This is a genomic window from Peribacillus sp. SRI_006, assembly GCF_057586375.1.
In genome coordinates, this window is sequence record NZ_JBYCZT010000011.1 from 218450 (window position 1) to 237102 (window position 18653).

Consider the following 18653-nt stretch of genomic DNA (forward strand, 5'->3'; position numbering starts at 1 on the left):
TTAAATTCCTCTTAAAATTTGAAATACTTCTAAAAGCATTGAAAATCCAGGAAAAGTTGAATGTTTTAAAAGTGGAAAATGCCAGTTTGGAGAGAAAATAAAAAAAGCTTGGTAATCGGAGACTACCAAGCGGGCTAAGGATGGGGAATCAAGTTTTTTTCTTGGGTATTTTAATCGTGAATTGATAATACTCCTCGAATTCTTCTTCCTCTGCATCCAGATTTATTCCATTGTCTGTAACCATACTGAGCGATTGGCGGATGGTATTCACGGCAATCCTCATGTCTTTACTAAACGCTTTTCGCTTAGGTTTCGGCTTCTGCACAGTACCCGTTAAGAGCTTGACGACCTGCTCTTCGGTCTGCTTGACGTTTAACCCTTTTTCGATGATTTCCAAAAGCAGTTTCAACTGCTTTTCAGGACTCTTTAACGGTATCAACGAGCGGGCATGGCGTTCCGTAATTTGCTTTTGAAGAAGTGCATCCTGAACCTCCTGCGGCAGCTTAAGCAGCCGAAGCTTATTCGCCACGGTGGATTGACCAATTCCCAGTCTTTGTGCCAGGGCTTCTTGGGTTAAACTATGCAGCTCCAATAGTTTTCCGTAAGCCAAAGCTTCTTCAATCGGTGTCAGTTCTTCACGCTGAAGGTTTTCTATCAGCGCAACGGAAGCCGTTTCTGTATCGGTGAAATCTTTGATTATAGCAGGTGCCAATTCCCAGCCAAGCTTTTGCATGGCCCGGAAACGACGCTCACCTGCAATGATTTCATATTTTCCCTGACCATAAGCCCTTACTACAATTGGTTGAATGATCCCATGTGTATGGATCGTTTGAGCCAATTCGGCAATTTTATCGTCATTAAAAACGGTCCTTGGTTGAAATCGATTAGGCACAATGTCGGAAATGGAAATTTTTCTTATTTCTTCATTATTATTGCTAGGTGTCTCCATCTCTAGTTGCTCTTCTTCCTTTTCGCCAAACCCAAAGAACCGCGAAAAAGGATGCTTCATCTTCCTACACCACCTTTTAAAACTCCCAAATAACATATTCTCTATTTAAAGGACAAGTCCTGCATACATTTCCCGACATGGTTATACATATGTCCCTTCACTGTAAAAAACATGTCGACTGGCGCCATCAAGGCAATAATGAGGGTCGACGGCCAGTTTTTAAAAATATCAGCCGGCTTTCCCAAAATTATTTCCCTGAATCAGCAAGCTAAGGGCACACGTCATAACCTGTACCGAAAATGCCTTCTTGTTGGCAAATGCAGTATTAAGTGAAAATAATAAGGTCATACACTTATAGTAAAAGAAAATAAGGGCAAGTACCAGCCATATATATCTGAATCCTCTGCTCTTACTATGAAAACATACTTTATCGTACAGAGGTTATTCAATAGGCTGCTTATTCGGTGTCCCTGGTTTTCTTGGGTATTTTTTAGGAGTCTTCTTCACTTTTTTTACAGTAATGATGTTTCTTTCACTATTTTCCTCTGGCAATGTGAAAGGATGAATTTCTTCGATTTCTCCGCCTAATGTAAAAATGGCCTTCTTCCCTGTGTCCATTTCATCTTGTGCACTAGCCGCTTTCATGGCAATGAACGTCCCATCCAGTTTAACAAGCGGCAAACATAGTTCACTTAAAACCGACATCCTGGCTACCGCCCTCGCCATGACAATATCATAGGATTCGCGATGCTCCGGTTTTTGGGCGAAGGTTTCCGCCCGGTCATGATAAAAGGAAACTCCCTTTAATTGCAATGAATCCGCAAGGTGATTCAAAAAAGAAATTCGCTTATTCAAGGAATCCACAATCGAGACGTGGATATCAGGGAAACAAATCTTCAATGGAATACTCGGAAATCCAGCTCCAGCCCCAACATCGCAAATTCGATAGGATTCGTTAAAGTCGAAATAGAAGGCTGCACTGATTGAATCATAAAAATGCTTTAGATAAACTTCTTCTTTATCTGTGATGGCCGTTAAGTTCATCTTTTCGTTCCATTCCACCAATAATCGATAATACGTGTCAAACTGATCAAGCTGTTGAGGAGAAAGCTCAATCCCTTTCTCCAGCAGTGCTTGTTGGAACTGTTCAATATTCATGTTTTTTCAATCCTTTTCGGGTATTTCCGTTACTGAGATACTCTGGCAATCTTACCTTGTTCCAAATAAACAAGCAGAATGGAAACATCAGCAGGATTCACACCGGAAATTCTTGAAGCCTGAGCTACTGATAGCGGGTGGACCTGCTTTAGTTTTTGACGTGCTTCCGTTGCAAGACCAGAAATTGCATCATAATCGATATTCTCTGGAATCTTTTTGTTCTCCATTTTTTTCAGGCGATCGACTTGCTGCAAGGATTTTTCGATATATCCTTCATACTTGATCTGGATTTCGACCTGTTCCGTCACTTCTTCACTCAGTTCGACATCACTTGGCGCCAACTTCTGAATATGGGAATAATCCATTTCAGGCCTTTTCAATAAATCGGAGGCACGGATTCCATCCTTTAATTCACTGCCGCCACTTGCAGTAATGACTTCTTGCACCTCTTTGGTCGGTTTGATGAAGTTTGATTTCAATCGTTCCTTTTCCAGTTCAACCGCTTCTTTTTTCATAAGGAAACGTTTGTAGCGTTCTTCTTTGATCATTCCGATATTGAATCCAATTTCCGTTAAGCGTAGATCGGCATTATCATGACGCAATAATAAACGATATTCTGCACGTGAAGTCAGCAATCGGTATGGTTCATTCGTGCCTTTCGTTACAAGGTCATCAATGAGAACACCAATATAGGCATCCGAACGGCTTAAAATCAGTTCTTCCTTCCCCATTGCATTCAACCCTGCATTAATACCGGCCATCAATCCTTGTCCTGCTGCTTCTTCATAGCCGGATGTCCCGTTAATTTGACCTGCAGTATATAGATTTTTGATTTTCTTCGTTTCAAGTGTAGGCCATAGCTGCGTAGGAACGATGGCATCATATTCAATTGCATATCCAGCACGCATCATTTCCGCTTTTTCAAGTCCCGGAATTGTTTGCAGGATTTTCACTTGCACATCTTCAGGCAGACTGGTGGATAAACCTTGCACATAAACTTCCTTTGTATTGCGACCTTCAGGTTCCAAGAAGATTTGATGCCGTGGCTTATCATTAAAACGAACGACTTTATCTTCTATCGATGGACAATAACGCGGTCCGGTTCCTTTAATCATTCCGGAATACATTGGTGAACGGTGTAGATTCTCATCAATGAGCTGATGTGTACCCTCATTCGTATACGTTAACCAGCATGGCAATTGATCCGTTATGAACTTTGTCGTTTCATAAGAAAAGGCACGAGGCACTTCATCGCCAGGCTGAATTTCCGTTTTGCTGTAGTCTATGGAAGAACTATTCACACGTGGAGGCGTTCCTGTTTTAAAACGGACCAAATCAAATCCTAACTGCTCCAAGTGTTCAGAAAGCCTGATGGAAGGCTGCTGATTATTAGGGCCGCTTGAATATTTCAGTTCCCCTAAAATGATTTCACCGCGTAAATATGTTCCCGTCGTGATTACGACAGTTTTCGCACGGTACACCGCGCCTGTTTTAGTGATGACACCCGTACATACGTCGTTTTCAACAATTAATTCCTCTACCATTCCTTGAATCAATGTCAAATTTTCTTGGTCTTCTATCGTCTTTTTCATTTCTTGCTGATAGAGAAATTTATCTGCCTGCGCCCGCAGCGCACGAACGGCCGGACCTTTTGCCGTATTGAGCATCCTCATTTGAATATGGGTCTTGTCGATATTTCTTCCCATTTCACCGCCTAAAGCGTCAATTTCCCTAACGACTATCCCTTTTGCCGGTCCGCCGACGGAGGGATTGCATGGCATAAAGGCGACCATATCCAAGTTAATGGTGATCATCAACGTTTTAGCTCCTACTCTTGCTGCTGCAAGGCCTGCCTCACTGCCAGCATGACCGGCACCAATAACAATGACATCATAGCTACCTGCTTCGTATTGCATATCCTTTTCCTCCTTTTACGCTTATTTTCCTAAACAAAATTGAGAGAACAATTGGTTGATCAAATTATCCTGAACGCTTTCGCCAATGATTTCTCCAAGTAACTCCCATGCTTTCGTGAAGTCGATTTGAACCAAATCAACCGGCGTACCCATTTCAATAGCATCAATTGCATCTTCGATAGCCTGTAATGCCTGTCCCAGCAAAGCTATATGCCTTGCATTGGACACATAGGTCAGGTCTCCCGTTTCTAAAGAACCTTCGAAAAATAAAGAAGCGATCGCTTCTTCCAATTCATCGACCCCTCGATCTTCCAGTAATGAAGTCGTAACGACTTTATGGGATGCAGCCATTTCCTTAACTTTTGCCATATCGATTTTTTGTGGAAGGTCTGTTTTATTGATGATAACGATAACATCCATTCCCTCAACCGCTTGGAATAGTTTCTCATCTTCAGTAGTGAAATCATCGGAATAGTTCAATACTAGCAATATTAAATCCGCTTCTTTTAATACTGCACGAGACCGTTCAACTCCAATTCGTTCAACGATATCTTCCGTTTCGCGAATTCCTGCTGTATCGACAAGTTTAAGCGGTACACCGCGAACATTGACATACTCTTCAATAACATCACGTGTTGTACCTGGAATATCAGTGACGATCGCTTTGTTTTCATGAACTAAGCTGTTAAGCAATGAAGATTTTCCGACATTAGGACGACCTATGATAACGGTCGCAAGTCCATCCCGAAGTATTTTCCCCTGTTGGGCCGTGTGAAGCAGCTTCTCTATTTCATTCTTCACATAACTGCCTTTTTCCAAAAATAAACGATGCGTCATTTCTTCGACATCATCATATTCCGGATAATCTATATTTACCTCGACTTGAGCGAGGGTTTGTAAAATTTCCTGACGCAGATTTTGGATTAATTTCGAAAGCCGGCCTTCCATTTGACCTAATGCAACATTCATGGCTTTATCCGTTTTAGCACGGATTAAATCCATAACGGCCTCAGCTTGGGAAAGATCGATCCTGCCATTCAAAAAAGCCCGTTTCGTAAATTCACCAGGTTCCGCTAAACGAGCACCTTGTGAGAGAATAAGCTGCAGTACCCTATTGACCGAAACGATTCCACCGTGACAATTTATTTCAACTACATCTTCCCTTGTAAATGTCTTTGGACCCATCATGACCGAAACCATGACTTCCTCTATGATTTCACCTGTTTTAGGCTGGATAAGGTGGCCATAATGAATCGTATGTGATTTCACTTCAAGCAATCCTTTTCCACCTGGTCCTTTAAAGATCCTATCGGCTATTTCTATGGCCTCATCACCGCTGATTCTAACGATGGCGATTGCCCCTTCCCCTAAGGGAGTAGAGATAGCGGTGATTGTATCGAATTCCATGCTTTCACCTCTTATATATTGATGGTTCTATTTTTTTCTGATAATAAAATCGTCGAATCCCTAAATTACTACAATACCACAGTATATTCATGAAAAAAAGTAGATACTCCTTCCTTCCAAGAGTTATCCACACGCCGTTAATCCATATTCTGTAACAACCATTTTAACTTATCCACATGTGAATAACAAATATCACCCGCTTCATTTTCTTCCTTCCCTTTAAGGATCAAGAAAATATAAAAAATTTGTCACTTATTGTTGAATGGAAAATTCGCAAAAAAAATATTCGACACTCATCCCTAAAAAAAAAGAACCCCTGCTTAAAAGCAGAAGGTTCATTTAAGTGGAGTGATGACCAAGTGACGATATGGCTCCGTCCCACTTGAGGTTGTTTTTATTTTTGGATAATCCAGGAGAGCATTATGGATGACCTTACGTTCATAGGATGGCATCGGCTCCAGTGAAACAGCTTTACCTGTTTTCGTGGCTTTATTTGCCATTCTTTCAGCCAATTGGATTAAGGTGTCATTGCGGCGGCTTCGATAATCTTCTGCATCTACGGTAATATTCAAAAACTGCTTCGAATATCGATTTGCTACCAGCTGCGCTAAATACTGAAGGGAATTTAGTGTTTGACCCCTTTTTCCAATTAATAATGCAATTTTATCACCTGATAAATGAAATGTTACGTTCTTACCTTTACGATGGACATCAATTTCTGCATTGACTCCCATTTCCACGCTGACATTCTTCAAAAATTTAAGTGTCTCTTCAATGGGATCGGGAGGTAATGTCACATGGACGATTGCCTTCCTTGCACCAAATAAACCAAAAAATCCTTTTTTGCCTTCATCTTCTATTTCAATCTCCACGCGATCCTTAGTGCTGTTCAGTTGAGCTAAAGCTAAATTTACTGCTTCTTCGACAGATTGTCCTGTAGCAGTCACTTTTTTCACTTTTTCTTTGCCCCTCCCGCGTTTTCCGCAGCTGCTTTTCTAAGATCCGGACCTTTAATGAAATATGTTTGAACGATACCAAAAATGTTACCAACTACCCAGTAAAGAGAAAGAGCAGCGGGGAAATTAATAGCAAATACAACAATCATGATTGGCATGATGTAAAGCATCATCGTCATTTGTGCCGCCATTTGTGGATTCGAGTTCATTCCAGCCATGGACATCTTTTGCTGGATAAAAGTCGTAATGCCTGCAACAACCGGTAAAATATAATAAGGATCCGGGGAACCTAAATCAAACCAAAGAAAGCTATGTAAAGAAATTTCTTTCGTACGGCTGATGGCATGGTAAAATCCGATCAAAATCGGCATTTGGACCACTATAGGCAAACATCCCGCCAATGGATTCACATTATATTTTGAAAATAAAGCCATTGTTTCTTGCTGTAGTTTTTGTTGTGTGGCAGCATCTTTTGAGCTGTATTTAGCTTGAAGTTCTTTCATCTCAGGCTGAATGGCCTGCATAGCTTTCGAGCTTTTCACCTGTTTGATCATTAGTGGAAGTAATGCTAAGCGAATGATTAATGTAACACCGATGAGTCCCAAACCATAGTTCTCGCCAAATGCTTCAGAAAGCCAAATGATCAGGGCTGATAATGGATAGACAATGTATGAATTCCAAAAACCTTCACTATCCGCAGTAATAGGTTCTTTAATTTCCGTACACCCTGCCAACAGCATCATTATCGAGGCTAGTCCAATAATGAGTAATATTCGTTTTTTCAACCGTAATTTCCTCCTAACTGCAATCAATCTTTTTTGAAACAATTGTGAACTGTTTATTAGAGGATTTCAAGGAAAAGTAATCCACTTTTTCCACAGTTACAATCGGAATTTTCTATGTTATCTTACTCAAGTAACCATATGATACGAGGAGTGCTTATTCGATATTAAGGGGACTTTATTGTTTTTTCATTTTAAAGTTTAGTGATTTAGAACGTTTCAGGACATGTATCAAGCTGCTTTTCACCTGGAAAAAGTCCATCTCCGCCGCTGGTTTTCGAGCAATCACAATATAATCCTTACCCTCTTCTATATCTTCTTTCAATTCCAAAAACGCTTGCCGTATGTATCTTTTGATTTGGTTCCTTACAACGGCGTTCCCGATTTTTTTACTGACAGAAAGGCCGATCCTAAAATGATCCTGACCCGGCTTTTCAAGGACATAGACAACGAATTGCCGATTAGCAGAAGATTCACCTTTTTTAAATACAAGCTGAAATTCATCCTCTTTCTTAATCCTTAACTTTTTTTTCATTTTTACACCTTCATTACATGAATTGAGTCTCAGTAAATCCCTTATTTTGCGAAAAAAGACCACTGAGACTTTTCAGTGGTCTATGCAGATAATACTTTTCTGCCCTTACGGCGACGTGCAGCGATTACTCTACGTCCGTTTTTCGTGCTCATACGTGCACGGAAACCGTGAACTTTACTATGTTTGCGGTTATTCGGTTGATAAGTTCTTTTCATTATATGACACCTCCCTGAGGAATAACAGTTAAAGACAGTCTTTACAATTATATAGATGGAGGTTTCTACTTGTCAACCTCATCCATAAAAAATTTCTTTTTTTAATGCTCAATGTCCAGTAGGCCTTTTTTTACTACCTAGCCTATTGTAAATGATTTTGCTCCGAACTGATATAGAAATTTTTGGGGAAGGGGAAATTTCCATCATTTTATCCATGGGCACGAATATGAGATTCGCAAGTAACCCTCCCTTACGACACACCATTCGACAAATTATAAGAACGAACCTGAATCCCTTTTGATCTTTCCCCATGCAGGTCTTCCGGCTTGAACACCTGGTTCATATCAACTTAATTCGAGCCTATAATCATGGTCTGTGGATAAAATTCGACATGTTTTTTTCTATCCACATCCTATTTTAGAGACTTTTGCACATAACAATGGCCTGTGGAAAAGTTTTTCCCACAAGCCCGGTAAGTTGTGGATAAAGTTTTCTAACCCATTGCAAGACGCCTGAATTTCTGATATTATATTTGTGTTTTCACTCTGAATAACTTTATCAACAGGTAACGTTTATCCACAGACTGTGAATAACTTGTGGATAGTTTATCCGACCTGTGTATATTAATCTGTCCACAGATGGTGGATATTGTCGAAAACCCTTTTTTCTTCTTTATTATATATTTCTTAAAATACCTGTTGATGAATAAACATTCAAATCTGCACTGGCTCACCAGATGTAGTCTGTACAAAGGTTGTACAGCGCAAGATATAGTTTTGGGCACTTCACATTACACAACACAAAAATTCCTTAATACAGCTCACCGAACCTTTGCTGTCAAAATTAATATGAAGACGGCAATCGATGAGTTTATTTGTGCCTATACATTTTAGATACAATGATTAAAATTTTTTTTGCAAAGGAGGGATAAGTTTGGATAACATCGATAGCCTCTGGAACCAGGCGCTCGGAAAAATCGAAAAGAAAATCAGTAAACCAAGCTTTGAAACTTGGCTTAAATCAACCAAGGCTTATTTACTGCAAGGTGATACATTAACAGTCACCGCTCCCAATGAATTTGCCAGGGATTGGCTTGAAGAACGCTATTCCCATCTTATTTCCGATGTATTGTTTGAACTTACCGGTGAGGAATTGGAAGCAAAATTCATCATTCCCCCCAATCAAGAAGATGATGATTTTGCCGTTCCTGTTCAGCCTAAAAAGATAAAAAAACAGGATAAAGAGCATGCTGCATTTCCACAGCATATGCTTAATGCGAAAAATACATTCGATACATTTGTCATCGGCTCCGGCAATCGTTTTGCCCATGCCGCGTCTCTCGCTGTTGCAGAAGCTCCGGCCAAAGCCTATAATCCCTTATTCATATACGGGGGCGTCGGCCTTGGAAAAACTCATTTAATGCATGCAATCGGGCATTATGTTCTAGAGCATAATCCGAATGCGAAGGTCGTTTATTTATCGTCTGAAAAGTTCACGAATGAATTCATCAACTCGATCCGGGACAATAAAGCTGGGGAATTCCGTGATAGATACCGAAGCGTGGATGTTTTATTAATTGATGATATTCAATTTCTTGCGGGAAAAGAACAAACTCAAGAAGAGTTTTTCCATACATTCAATGCGCTGCATGAAGAAAGCAAACAGATCGTCATCTCGAGTGACCGCCCGCCAAAAGAGATACCTACACTAGAGGATCGCCTCCGTTCAAGATTTGAGTGGGGCTTGATTACGGATATCACGCCACCTGATCTGGAAACGCGGATTGCCATATTGCGTAAAAAGGCAAAAGCTGAGGGTCTTGATATCCCGAACGAAGTCATGCTCTATATAGCCAACCAAATCGATTCCAATATTCGTGAGCTTGAGGGTGCACTTATTCGTGTCGTCGCTTATTCTTCATTGATCAATAAAGATATAAATGCCGATTTGGCAGCTGAAGCATTAAAAGACATCATTCCTAGCTCAAAACCTAAAATAATCACCATCTTGGAAATCCAGAAGACGGTCGGTGAACATTATAGTGTCAAACTTGAGGATTTCAAGGCGAAAAAACGGACTAAATCCGTGGCCTTTCCAAGACAGATTGCCATGTATCTTTCCAGGGAATTGACGGACTCATCCCTGCCCAAGATAGGCGATGAATTTGGAGGCCGCGATCATACGACCGTCATCCATGCGCATGAAAAAATCTCCAAACTCATGCAAACGGACACCCAGCTTCAACGTCAGGTTAAAGAAATCCAGGACCAGCTGAGGGTATAATGGATTCTGGATAATGTGAATAACTGGCGACTACTTACACACAGTCTGTCCACATGTGGATAGACTGTTTTTCCTTAGGTTGAGTGGACTTATCCACATATCAACAGGGCCTACTACTATTACTACTATCTTTTTTAATAAAAATTATTAATAAATATGCCTATTCGGCAATAAAAAATTGGAGGATGAAACATGAGATTTATAATCCAAAGAGATCGATTAGTTCATAGTGTCCAAGAAGTAATGAAAGCAGTCACATCAAGAACGACGATTCCGATCCTAACAGGGATAAAGATAAGCGTTACTAGTGAGGGGGTCACTCTAACAGGTAGTGATTCAGATATTTCCATCCAATCATTCATTCCCGCTGAGGTTGACGGTGATGAGATAGTTGAAGTTAAAAGCAGCGGCGGTATAGTCCTGAATGCCCGTTTTTTCAGTGAAATTGTCAAAAAGCTGCCGATGGATACTGTAGAAATTGAAGTGGAGAATAACTTTCAAACGATTATTCGCTCGGGAAAAGCTGAATTTAATCTAAATGGACTGGATCCTGAGGAATATCCTCATCTTCCGATCATTGCAGAAGAAAATATTTTCAAACTTCCCACGGACCTTTTAAAGACCCTCATCCGCCAAACTGGCTTTGCAGTGTCCACGTCAGAAACACGCCCCATCTTAACAGGTGTAAACTTGAAGGTTCAAGATGACGAATTGACCTGTATTGCAACAGATAGCCATAGGCTTGCAATGAGAACAGCCAAAATAGAAAATAAAATTAACGGGACCTATAGCGTTGTCATCCCAGGTAAAAGTCTGAATGAGTTAAGTAAAATCCTTGATGATACAAACGAACTCATTGAAATCGTCATTACCGAAAACCAAGTCCTTTTCAAAGCTGAAAATTTATTATTCTTCTCAAGACTTCTTGAAGGGAATTATCCCGATACATCACGCTTGATTCCATCAGATAGCAAAACCGATGTGACTGTTCACACCAAGGATTTCCTTCAAGCGATCGACAGGGCTTCATTATTGGCGAGAGAAGGAAGAAATAATGTCGTCAAATTGACAACCCTGGAAGGCCGTATAATCGAAGTCTCTTCCAATACTCCTGAAATTGGTAAAGTAATTGAGGAAGTTCAGGCAGAAGCCATTGAAGGTGAAGACCTGAAGATCTCATTCAGTGCCAAATTCGTAATGGATGCTCTAAAGGCATTGGAAGGATCCGATATAAAAATTAATTTCACAGGTGCAATGCGTCCGTTTGTCATTCGTCCGCTACATGACGATTCCATGCTGCAATTAATTCTCCCGGTAAGGACTTATTAAGCTAAAATAATATTTCAAAAAAATTAAAGGCTTGTATAGCAGGTCTTTAATTTTTTTATATGTAAACATAGGTTTCCAAAGGGTCCTTGGCGTTTTTTCAATGCTGTACGAGACTCTCAATCGCTAAAAACAAGAACTGAAAAAGCTATACTTTGTCTTAATGGGATTAATTTAGTAAAATGAAATATTAAAGACTACTTAGAAATGAGTGAAGCATGAATGGACTCCATAAAAATCAATACTGAATATATTACGCTTGGACAATTCCTGAAATTGGCCGATTTGATCCAAAGCGGCGGAATGGCGAAATGGTTCTTAAGTGAATACGAGGTTTTCATTAATGGTGAATTAGACGTGAGAAGAGGCAGAAAATTAAGATCAGGTGATAAAATAGAGATTCCTGGATTTGGCGCCTACACAATTACAAGCTAAAACATAAGGGAAGAGCGGAATATGTATATTGAAAATATAAGTTTGAAAAATTACCGCAACTATACCGAATTGAATCTGGCTTTTGAGAATAAAGTCAATGTAATCCTCGGCGAAAATGCTCAAGGAAAAACAAATGTCATGGAATCCATTTTCGTTTTAGCAATGGCAAAATCCCATCGGACCTCAAATGATAAAGAACTTATTCGCTGGGATGAAGAGTATGCTAAAATAGAAGGAAGAGTTAGAAAGAGAAATACCTCAATACCACTTGAGCTGACCATTTCAAAAAAAGGGAAAAAGGCGAAGTGCAACCATATTGAACAAAGAAAGTTGAGTCAATATGTCGGAAATATGAATGTGGTCATGTTTGCGCCTGAGGATCTTAACCTTGTAAAGGGAAGTCCTCTAGTCAGACGCCGTTTTATAGATATGGAAATTGGCCAGGTTTCTCCCGTATACCTTCATGATATGAGCCAATATCATAAAATACTTCAACAAAGAAATCATTACTTAAAGCTTCTGCAGACCCGGAAACAAACGGATACGACGATGCTTGACGTGCTGACCGATCAATTTATTCAGTATGCAGCGAAAATTGTCGAAAGAAGGTACGAGTTTCTTTTAAAGCTCCAGCAATGGGCAGAACCTATTCATTCGGGGATCTCCAGAAATCTAGAAGTATTGAAAATCCAATATAAACCGTCGCTTGATGTATCAGAATCTATGGATTTGACGAAAATGATAGAAGTATACACAGAAAAATTTGATAAAATAAAAACAAGGGAAATTGAACGGGGTGTTACACTGGTAGGTCCTCATCGTGACGACCTGGTTTTTTTTGTGAATGACCGTGATGTCCAGACATATGGTTCACAAGGACAACAGCGTACGACTGCCTTGTCTTTGAAACTTGCCGAAATTGAGCTGATCCATGAAGAAATCGGCGAGTATCCCATTTTATTATTGGATGATGTGTTATCGGAACTCGACGATTTCCGTCAATCCCATTTACTGAATACGATACAGGGGAAAGTGCAAACATTTGTGACGACACCCTCCGTTGATGGAATCGATCATCAAACCCTACGAGAAGCGTCCACCTTTTATGTTAGTCAAGGAAGTATAAAAAAGGTTAAATGATGAGGTGAATGTATGTATCTCCACATTGGTGAAGACATTCTTGTGAAAACGGACGATGTCATAGCCATTTTAGATAAGAAGCTGCTTCAGGCCTCTCCAATCATGAGTGAATTTTTGGAGAAAAAGTCCGATGTAACTTCCCATTTAGCAAAAAACTCGGTTAAATCGATTGTAGTGACGGACAAACAGATTTATTATTCACCGCTCGCGTCGTCCACCTTGAAAAAGCGTTCACTGCAGCCATCGCTCTTAATCGATGATATAGATATTCTTTGAATTGTAGCTAAACGTTATAATTACTCCTGAAAATTGATAAATGCCAAAAGAAAAGTGTAGGTGATACGTATGACAATGGAACAAAAAGAAGTACAAGCTCAGGCATACGATGAGAATCAGATACAGGTTTTAGAAGGCTTAGAAGCAGTTCGTAAACGTCCGGGGATGTATATCGGCACTACCTCTGCAAAAGGACTTCACCATCTTGTTTGGGAAATTGTCGATAATAGTATTGATGAGGCACTGGCTGGTTTCTGTACGGAAATCAAAGTGACGATCGAAGAAGATAATAGCATAACCGTAGTCGATAATGGTCGGGGAATTCCAGTGGGAATCCATGAAAAAATGGGACGCCCGGCTGTAGAAGTAATCATGACGGTCCTTCATGCGGGCGGTAAATTTGGCGGCGGAGGTTATAAGGTCTCCGGCGGTCTGCATGGTGTGGGGGCATCAGTAGTTAATGCCTTATCCACGGTATTGGAAGTTTACGTTCATCGCGAAGGTAAAATCCATTATCAGCAATTTAACCGCGGTATCCCAAAAGAAGATTTGAAAATCATCGGGGAAACTGATCATACCGGAACGACTGTACACTTCATTCCTGATGGTGAAATCTTCACGGATACCCTGGAATATGATTTCGATACATTAGCTACACGAATCCGTGAGCTTGCATTCCTGAATAAAGGCTTGAAGCTGATCATTGAAGATAAACGTGAAGAAGAAGAGAAAATTAGGGATTTCCACTATGAGGGCGGTATCAAATCTTATGTTGAGCATTTGAACCGTTCTAAAGAGGTATTGCATGAGGAACCGATTTTCATGGAAGGCGAGAAAGATGGAATTTCCGTTGAATTGGCTCTGCAATATAATGACAGCTATATCAGTAATGTCTTTTCTTTTGCCAATAATATTCATACCTATGAAGGCGGTACACATGAATCAGGATTCAAGACTGCTTTAACCCGCGTCATCAATGATTATGCACGGAAAAATGGTCTTTTAAAAGAAGCTGATGCCAATTTCTCAGGTGAAGATGTCCGGGAAGGTTTAACGGCAATCATTTCGATTAAGCATCCTGATCCACAATTTGAAGGTCAGACGAAAACCAAGCTCGGAAACTCTGAGGTAAGAACGGTTACTGATTCCATTCTTTCAGAACGACTTGATGCCTTCTTATACGAAAATCCTGCCGTGGCCCGAAAAATTGTAGATAAAGGGCAAATGGCAGCGAGAGCCCGATTGGCAGCGAAGAAAGCACGTGAATTGACCCGGAGGAAAAGTGCTTTGGAAGTATCCAATCTACCAGGTAAATTGGCAGATTGTTCTTCTAAGGACCCGAGTATCAGCGAATTATACATCGTTGAAGGAAACTCTGCGGGAGGATCGGCAAAACAAGGGCGGGACCGCCATTTCCAAGCTATCTTGCCGCTAAGGGGTAAAATCCTGAATGTTGAAAAAGCGAGATTGGACAGAATCCTGCACAATGAAGAAATAGGTACGATCATCACAGCACTTGGAACAGGCATTGGTGATGAATTCAATACTGAAAAAGCCAGATACCATAAAATTGTTATCATGACCGATGCGGATGTGGATGGTGCCCATATCAGAACACTGATGTTGACATTCTTCTACCGGTATATGCGAAAAATCATCGAGTATGGATATATATATATTGCTCAGCCGCCACTTTTCAAGATTCAGCAAGGGAAAAAAGTGGATTATGCTTATAATGACCGCCAGCTTGAAGAAATCATGGCCAGTTTGCCAAGTACTCCCAAGCCTAACCTGCAGCGTTATAAAGGGCTGGGGGAAATGAATCCGGAGCAATTGTGGGAAACGACCATGAACCCTGAAACGAGAACGCTGCTTCAAGTCAGTTTGAAAGATGCTGCCGAGGCAGATGAAACTTTCGAGATGTTGATGGGCGACAAGGTCGAACCGCGACGTAACTTCATTGAAGAAAATGCAATTTATGTAAAAAATCTTGATATCTGATTTTTTGACAGGATGCTTTTTACATCCTGTTCTTTACATAGTGCACGAACAGTTAAACTTAAATGAGATATAAGCTTTTAATAGGAGGTTGGCTCCATGTCAGAAAATGAAAGATCAGGTGTTAAGGAAATAAATATAAGTACCGAGATGCGGACATCGTTTTTGGATTATGCGATGAGCGTTATCGTGTCGCGGGCTTTGCCTGATGTAAGGGACGGTTTGAAACCGGTACACCGAAGAATTCTTTATGCAATGAACGATCTTGGAATGACTTCGGATAAACCATTTAAGAAATCAGCCCGTATTGTCGGGGAAGTTATCGGTAAATATCACCCGCATGGTGATTCGGCAGTATATGAAACGATGGTACGGATGGCGCAACCTTTTAACTATCGCTATATGCTTGTAGATGGACATGGGAATTTCGGTTCGGTCGATGGTGACCAAGCTGCCGCAATGAGGTACACCGAAGCGAGAATGTCGAAAATCTCGATGGAGTTACTCCGGGACTTAAATAAAGATACGGTCAATTTCCAGGATAACTACGATGGTTCAGAAAGAGAACCAGCCGTCATGCCTGCCCGTTTCCCGAACTTGTTGGTGAATGGTTCATCAGGAATAGCGGTAGGAATGGCAACCAATATTCCGCCCCATCAATTAGGTGAGGTAATTGACGGCGTATTGGCTTTAAGCAAGAATCCTGAGATTACAATTCCAGAGTTGATGGAATATATTCCTGGTCCGGACTTTCCGACAGCCGGTTTGATTTTAGGGAGAAGCGGAATCAGAAAGGCCTATGAAACCGGTAAAGGGTCAATCATTCAACGGGCGAAAGTCGAGATTGAAGAGAAACCGAATGGTAAACAGGTAATCCTTGTTAAGGAAATCCCTTATCAAGTGAATAAAGCAAGATTGATTGAAAAAATTGCAGAACTTGCCCGAGATAAGAAAATCGAAGGCATCACCGACTTACGGGATGAATCGGATCGCAATGGTATGCGTATTGTCATGGAGCTTCGAAAGGATGTTAATGCGAATGTCCTTTTAAACAACCTGTATAAGCACACCGCGATGCAGACCACCTTCGGAATCAATCTGCTTGCTTTGGTGGACGGTCAGCCAAAGGTGCTGAATTTAAAACAATGCCTGCGCTACTACTTGGAGCATCAGCAGGTAGTCATACGTCGCAGGACTGAATTTGAACTGCGGAAAGCGGAGGCCCGTGCCCATATTTTAGAAGGTTTGCGTATTGCACTTGATAATTTGGATGCAGTCATCTCGTTGATCCGCAGTTCCCAAACGACAGATATTGCCCGTGAAGGCTTAATGACACAATTCTCACTTTCCGAAAAACAGGCGCAAGCTATCCTGGATATGCGTTTACAGCGCTTGACAGGTCTGGAACGTGAAAAAATTGAAGATGAATATCAGGCATTAATGGCTATAATTGCAGAATATAAAGCGATTCTTGCTGATGAAGAAAAGGTTCTTGAAATTATCCGTGAAGAGCTTCTTGAAATTAAGGAACGTTTTGATGATAAACGGAGAACTGAAATCACATTAGCCGGCTTTGAAAGCCTGGAAGATGAAGATTTAATCCCAGAGGAAAATATAATCGTGACACTTACGCATAACGGTTATATTAAACGCTTGCCTGCAACCACATACCGCAGTCAAAAACGCGGGGGGCGCGGAATACAGGGTATGGGAACGAATACAGATGACTTTGTCGGTCACTTGTTAACCACTTCGACTCATGACACTCTATTATTCTTCACCAACAAAGGTAAAGTCTATCGTTCAAAAGGATATGAAATACCTGAATATGGCAGGACGGCAAAAGGATTGCCGCTTATCAACTTGTTGGAAGTCGATAAAGGCGAGTGGGTCAATGCAATCATACCTGTGAAGGAATTTGCGGACGATTGGTATTTATTCTTCACGACCAGACATGGGATATCAAAGCGTACACCTTTATCGTCCTTTGCAAATATCCGTAATAACGGTTTAATTGCCCTAGGTTTACGTGAAGACGATGAATTGATCTCTGTCCGGCTTACGAATGGAGAGAAACAGATCATAATTGGAACGAAGTCCGGTATGATGATTCGTTTCCCAGAGACGGATGTACGGACAATGGGACGTACTGCAGCAGGAGTAAAAGGAATTTCCTTAGGGACAAATGATGAAGTTGTCGGAATGGAAATTCTTGAAGATGATGAAGAAGTCCTGATCGTTACAAAAAACGGTTATGGAAAAAGGACCTCTGCGGAAGAATACCGTATTCAAAGCCGTGGTGGCAAAGGAATAAAAACATGTAATGTCACTGAGAAAAATGGTGAACTTATAGCCGTGAAAACAGTTACGGGTGAAGATGAAGATTTGATGCTGATTACAGCAGCTGGTGTATTGATCCGAATGGAAGTCGAAGGCATTTCTAAAACGGGCCGTAATACACAGGGTGTTAAGCTCATCCGACTCGAATCTGCAGATAATGAATATGTTTCTACGGTGGCCATCGTAGGAAGGGAAGAAGAAGAAGAAAAAGACATGGAAATAGAGGCGGTAACAACTCTAGATCCGGATTCTGATCCTGAACCTACGGTAAATGAAGAAAATGAAGAAACTGAAAAAGATACGGAAGAATAATCTTTTACTAAAAAAGGGGTTCGGAATTTTAATTCCGAGCCCCTTTTGAAATTCCCTTTGATTTTTTTGAAACAATGAGAAAGCGGGAGTATCTATAAGCAACGCTCAAATTGTATAAACCTTAAAAAATTGTAGATCCAGCAATAAAGCTGGGTCTTTTTTGCATTAGCACGGTATCAAATGATATCAGAGTGTTCGGGTTCGGGTTTGGGGAAAGACTCGTTGGTTTCAAGTTACATCCCAAATAAGCTTCGCTAATTTTCCCATGGGAAGCCGGGTCAAACTGAACAATGGATTCATCGCTGAAATCATTTTTATTGATGCCAGCTCGCAAACATGACCGGTCATAAAGGTGATGGATAGTGGGCAAATTATCAATTTAGGGATTAATCGTGAATTATATATAAAAGAAGTACTATAATGTTTAAAGAAAAAATTCACTCTTGAAATCTAAGCTTCTTCTTCTTGATCAGGGGTAAAGTCATTGTATTTGAAATCTATGAATGGATGAATATTATTTATTTTAAAATAACTATTGCTTTTATTCCTGATACTAGATATAATAACTAAGTCGACAGCGAAAGAATAAAGTTGTTGACAAGGAATAATATAAATGATATATTAT

Annotated in this window: 15 protein-coding genes; 7 read left to right on the forward strand and 8 right to left on the reverse strand. The window is 40.5% G+C overall.

Annotated elements, in window-relative coordinates:
• Positions 1-148 precede the first annotated feature (148 nt).
• The 8 genes from noc to rpmH form a co-directional block, all read right to left on the reverse strand.
• Positions 149-1009 (reverse strand): nucleoid occlusion protein, encoded by an 861-nt coding sequence (gene noc, locus AC2YHV_RS17750; RefSeq protein WP_034316169.1) that lies wholly within the window; start codon positions 1007-1009, stop codon positions 149-151.
• Positions 1010-1390: 381 nt separating this feature from the next.
• Positions 1391-2107, reverse strand: coding sequence for a 16S rRNA (guanine(527)-N(7))-methyltransferase RsmG (gene rsmG, locus AC2YHV_RS17755; RefSeq protein ID WP_034316171.1), 717 nt, complete (start codon positions 2105-2107; stop codon positions 1391-1393).
• A 29-nt stretch (positions 2108-2136) separates the two neighbouring features.
• Entirely contained in the window at positions 2137-4023 is a 1887-nt protein-coding gene (gene mnmG, locus AC2YHV_RS17760) for a tRNA uridine-5-carboxymethylaminomethyl(34) synthesis enzyme MnmG (RefSeq protein WP_063574569.1), read from the reverse strand.
• Between the two features lie 21 nt (positions 4024-4044).
• The gene (gene mnmE, locus AC2YHV_RS17765; protein ID WP_054398445.1) at positions 4045-5430 is read right to left on the reverse strand and encodes a tRNA uridine-5-carboxymethylaminomethyl(34) synthesis GTPase MnmE; all 1386 of its coding nucleotides are present in this window, start codon (positions 5428-5430) and stop codon (positions 4045-4047) included.
• Positions 5431-5765: 335 nt separating this feature from the next.
• Complete coding sequence (jag, locus tag AC2YHV_RS17770) at positions 5766-6386, reverse strand: RNA-binding cell elongation regulator Jag/EloR (RefSeq protein WP_487373718.1); 621 nt, start codon at positions 6384-6386, stop codon at positions 5766-5768.
• On the reverse strand, positions 6383-7171 hold the full coding sequence (gene spoIIIJ, locus AC2YHV_RS17775; protein ID WP_057278284.1) for a YidC family membrane integrase SpoIIIJ: 789 nt from the start codon (positions 7169-7171) through the stop codon (positions 6383-6385). The genes jag and spoIIIJ overlap by 4 nt, the downstream gene beginning before the upstream one ends.
• A gap of 175 nt (positions 7172-7346) precedes the next feature.
• Entirely contained in the window at positions 7347-7703 is a 357-nt protein-coding gene (gene rnpA / locus AC2YHV_RS17780; RefSeq protein WP_048687950.1) for a ribonuclease P protein component, read from the reverse strand.
• Between the two features lie 80 nt (positions 7704-7783).
• Entirely contained in the window at positions 7784-7918 is a 135-nt protein-coding gene (gene rpmH, locus AC2YHV_RS17785; protein WP_034316183.1) for a 50S ribosomal protein L34, read from the reverse strand.
• 933 nt (positions 7919-8851) lie between these two features.
• Here rpmH and dnaA point away from each other — a divergent pair.
• From dnaA to gyrA, 7 genes are all read left to right on the forward strand, one after another.
• Positions 8852-10201 carry a chromosomal replication initiator protein DnaA gene (gene dnaA / locus AC2YHV_RS17790; protein WP_034316187.1) on the forward strand — a complete coding sequence of 450 codons (1350 nt, stop codon included), beginning with the start codon at positions 8852-8854 and terminating at the stop codon, positions 10199-10201.
• Between the two features lie 192 nt (positions 10202-10393).
• Positions 10394-11530, forward strand: a complete 1137-nt coding sequence (gene dnaN / locus AC2YHV_RS17795; protein ID WP_054398443.1) for a DNA polymerase III subunit beta — start codon at positions 10394-10396, stop codon at positions 11528-11530.
• 219 nt (positions 11531-11749) lie between these two features.
• Positions 11750-11962 carry a S4 domain-containing protein YaaA gene (yaaA, locus tag AC2YHV_RS17800; RefSeq protein ID WP_487373719.1) on the forward strand — a complete coding sequence of 71 codons (213 nt, stop codon included), beginning with the start codon at positions 11750-11752 and terminating at the stop codon, positions 11960-11962.
• 21 nt (positions 11963-11983) lie between these two features.
• A complete protein-coding gene (recF, locus tag AC2YHV_RS17805) occupies positions 11984-13102 on the forward strand; it encodes a DNA replication/repair protein RecF (protein WP_034316194.1) in 1119 nt (372 codons plus the stop codon).
• 12 nt (positions 13103-13114) lie between these two features.
• Entirely contained in the window at positions 13115-13378 is a 264-nt protein-coding gene (gene remB / locus AC2YHV_RS17810) for an extracellular matrix regulator RemB (RefSeq protein ID WP_098864480.1), read from the forward strand.
• A gap of 75 nt (positions 13379-13453) precedes the next feature.
• Positions 13454-15379, forward strand: a complete 1926-nt coding sequence (gene gyrB, locus AC2YHV_RS17815; RefSeq protein WP_214807315.1) for a DNA topoisomerase (ATP-hydrolyzing) subunit B — start codon at positions 13454-13456, stop codon at positions 15377-15379.
• A 96-nt stretch (positions 15380-15475) separates the two neighbouring features.
• Positions 15476-18028: a DNA gyrase subunit A gene (gene gyrA / locus AC2YHV_RS17820; protein WP_063574565.1), complete on the forward strand. Its 2553-nt coding sequence runs from the start codon at positions 15476-15478 to the stop codon at positions 18026-18028.
• Positions 18029-18653 lie beyond the last annotated feature (625 nt).